4 protein-coding genes are annotated in these 3,334 nt (G+C 78.7%); 1 reads left to right on the top strand and 3 read right to left on the bottom strand.

Annotated elements, in window-relative coordinates:
• Positions 1–748: 1-acyl-sn-glycerol-3-phosphate acyltransferase (locus tag GTR02_RS20720; protein WP_166609367.1), on the bottom strand; the 748-nt coding region annotated here is incomplete at its 3' end.
• A 168-nt stretch (positions 749–916) separates the two neighbouring features.
• On the opposite strand from GTR02_RS20720, the gene GTR02_RS20715 reads away from it, so the two are divergent.
• A complete protein-coding gene (locus GTR02_RS20715) occupies positions 917–1,468 on the top strand; it encodes a hypothetical protein (RefSeq protein ID WP_166609366.1) in 552 nt (183 codons plus the stop codon).
• A 41-nt stretch (positions 1,469–1,509) separates the two neighbouring features.
• Here GTR02_RS20715 and GTR02_RS20710 read toward each other — a convergent pair whose 3' ends face one another.
• The gene (locus tag GTR02_RS20710) at positions 1,510–2,274 is read right to left on the bottom strand and encodes an endonuclease/exonuclease/phosphatase family protein (RefSeq protein WP_166609365.1); all 765 of its coding nucleotides are present in this window, start codon (positions 2,272–2,274) and stop codon (positions 1,510–1,512) included.
• 4 nt (positions 2,275–2,278) lie between these two features.
• Positions 2,279–3,334 (bottom strand): ROK family glucokinase (locus GTR02_RS20705; protein ID WP_338073960.1); only part of this gene is annotated, 1,056 nt, incomplete at its 5' end.

The raw sequence follows: 3,334 nt of genomic DNA, 5'->3' as shown, positions 1-3,334 counted from the left end.
GCGCGGCGCGGCCGCCGGGCCCGCCGCCGCCCAGGGGCGGCGCCGGAGCCTCCGGTCCCGTCGCGCGGGCCGGCCCGTGGCGGCCCGCGACCGTCGAGGCGTAGACGTCGACGTACTCCTGCCCCGAGAGGGCCTGCACCGCGGCGACGATCTCGTCGGTCACCGAGCGCACGACGAACGGGTCGTCGGTGCGCCCGGCGTAGCGCGAGAAGTCCAGCGGCTCCCCGATGACCACCCCCACGCGGCGCACGCGCGGCAGCAGGCGACCGCGGGGGAACACGGCCTCGGTGCCGATCATCGCCACCGGCAGCACGGGCACGCCCGACTCGAGCGCGATGCGCGCCACCCCGGTGCGGCCGCGGTACAGCCGGCCGTCCGGGGACCGCGTGCCCTCGGGGTAGATGCCGAACACCTCACCGGCGCGCAGGACACCCACGGCCGCGGCGATCGCGGCCTGCGACGCACGACCGCCCGAGCGGTCCACCGGGAGCATGCCGATGCCGCGGAAGAACGCCCCGCCGAGCCGTCCGCGCAGACCCGGCCCGGTGAACAGGTCGGCCTTGGCCACGAAGGTGATGCGACGGCGCAGCACGACGGGCAGGAAGATCGGGTCGGTGAGCGACAGGTGGTTGCTCGCGAGGATGACGGGACCCGACGCCGGGACCCGGTCCAGACCGCGGACCCAGGGCCGGTAGACGGCCTTCAGGACGGGCTCGGCGAGCAGGAGCTTGATCAGCCAGTAGAGCACGGAGCCCCGTCCCCCTCCGTCGTCGGCGGCCGGTCGACGGCTCCGCACCGGCCCCCGCGGGCCGGTCCGTGGACCCTAGGGCACCACGCCCCCGGGCGCCGGGCGCTCCGCCCCCCGGACAGGGGTGCTCTCCCTCGACCAGGGGGTCCCGCCGTGCCACGATGAGGCGTGCCCTCGACCCCGGACGACGGATCCGGCCCCCTCGACGTCGACGCGGCCTTCGCCGAGATCGTCGCCCACTGGGGGGACACCGACCTGCACGGGGGCCCGGGCCGATCGGACGACGGCGCCGAGGAGTCGGGCGCGCCCGCCCCGCGCCCGGGGACCCCGGGCGCGCGCGCGCACGGCACGCCCGAGACCGGCGACGCCGCCCGCACCGTGCGCCCCGCGCGCCCGCTGCCCCCCGCCCCGCGCGAGGACGTCCCGGCCGCGCCGCCCGGGCGCGACGAGGTGGACGAGGACATGGCCCTCGCGGGCCTCGACGAGGGCTTCGTGCCCCCGGAGCCGCAGCCGCTGCCCCGCGACCTCGTCGGCTGGGGCGCGTGGGTGGCCGTCGTCGGCGCCCCGCTGTTCCTGCTCGTCGTCGCGCTCGCCTGGCGCTCGGTCCCCCCGCTCGTCACGGCCGCGACGGCGCTGGTCTTCGTGGCGGGCTTCGCGACGCTCGTGGTCCGACTGCCGAGCTCGCGCGACGACGACTCCGACGACGGCGCGGTCGTCTGACGCGTCCGGCGCCGCCGGCCGGGTGACGCGCTCGGCCGGGTCTAGGCGTCGTCGGCGGTCACCAGCAGGTCCGCGACGACCGCCAGGTGGTCGGTCGCGGCCGCCGCGTCGCCCGGTGCGAGGTCCGGGGTGCGGACCCCGGTCACGCTGAGCCGCGGATCGACCAGGACGAGGTCGATGCGGCGGTGCGGCGCCCGGGCCGGGAACGTCGGGAACTCCGCGCCGGCGCTGGTGGCCGCGTCGAGGAGGACGGTGCACAGCCGCTGCCGCGCCGCGCCCTCGGGCCCCTCGTTGAGGTCACCGCCCAGGACCACGGGGGCCTCCCGCCACGGTGAGCACGGTCCCGGCAGCGGGGCGGTCGGCGCGAGCGTCGCCGCGTGCCGCTCGCGCTCCCCCGCCTCCAGGCCCAGGTGGACGCTGCGCACCAGCACGTCGCGGGACCAGCCGCCGGCCAGCGGCACGCGCACGACGGCCTCCGCGCAGCCCCGGCGGCGCACCGGGCGGCGGTCGCGGAAGCGGGGCGTGGGCAGCGCCCGGACCTGCCCGGCCCGGACGTCGACGCGCGCCGCGGCGAGCATGGCCGTGCCCGCGCCGGCCCGGCCGGCCGCGGCCACCCAGAGCCCGACGTCGGCCGCGAGGTCGCCCAGGCGGTGCCCCGAGAAGGGGTGCGTGGGGACCTCCTGCAGGCACACCACGTCGGCCTCGGCGGCCCGCAGCACGCGGCGCAGGGCCCGGGAGTCGTCGAGCAGCTCGCGCACGTTCAGCGTGGCCACGCGCAACCGCGCCGTCGGACGGGACGGGGCCACGGGCTCAGCCCCAGCCGCGGGAGAGGTCGGCGGCCCCGACGAGGCCGGCCGCCGGGCCGAGCTGCGCGCGCACGATGCGGAGCTCGGGACGGAAGCCCCGGCCCGTGAGCGTGCGCCGGTAGGCCTCGCGGGCGGGGCCCAGCAGCAGCTCGTCGGCGTCGGAGACGCCGCCACCGACGACGACCGTGCCGGGGTCCAGGGCCGCCGCGAGGTTGGCGATGCCGATGCCCAGCCAGCGGCCGACCTCCTCGAACAGCTCGACGGCCGCGGGGTCGCCCGCGCGCGCCGCCTCGGTCACCAGCGGGCCCGTGATGGCCTCGGGGTCGCCCTTCGCCAGGTCCAGCAGGGCGTGCGCGACGGGCGACTGCGCGCGCGCCATCTCCCGCGCCTCGCGCACCAGGGCGTTGCCCGAGGCGTACTGCTCCCAGCAGCCGCGGTTGCCGCACTCGCAGCGGTGGCCGCCCGGCACGACGATCATGTGCCCGAACTCGCCCGCGAGGCCGTAGCGGCCGCGCTGGACCCGGCCCATGTTGACGATCGCCCCGCCGATGCCGGTGCCCATCGTCACGCAGACCAGCCGCGCCTCGCCGCGGCCGGCGCCGAAGCGGTACTCGCCCCAGGCCGCGGCGTTGGCGTCGTTCTCGACGATCGTGCGCCGGCCCACCCGCCGGCCCAGCCGGGCGCGGACCCGCCGCTCGACGGCCTCGCGCAACGGCTCGTTGCGCCAGGCCAGGTGCGGCGCGAAGAGCACCGTCGCCCGCTCGGCGTCGACGAAGCCCGCGGCGCCGATGCCGACGGAGACGATCTCGTGCTGGCTGGCGAGCTCCTCGACGACCTCGGCGATGGTGTCCTCCACCGCCTGCGGGCTCTTGGTCGGGGTGTCCCGGCGCAGCTGCGCGACCACGCGCCCGTCACCGTCGACGACACCCGCGGCGACCTTCGTCCCGCCGATGTCGACGCCGACCGCGGGGCCGTCCCCGATCAGCGCGCGGCGCGTCTGCTGCCGCAGCCGCTGCTGCAGCGCCGCACGCCGGGGGTCCGGGGCGCGGCGGCGCCGGGT

Source organism: Kineococcus siccus (assembly GCF_009906795.1).
GTDB classification, from domain to species: Bacteria; Actinomycetota; Actinomycetes; order Actinomycetales; family Kineococcaceae; genus Kineococcus; species Kineococcus siccus.
The sequence above is the reverse complement of the archived record's forward strand: the minus strand, read 5'-3'. Positions and strand labels throughout refer to the sequence as shown.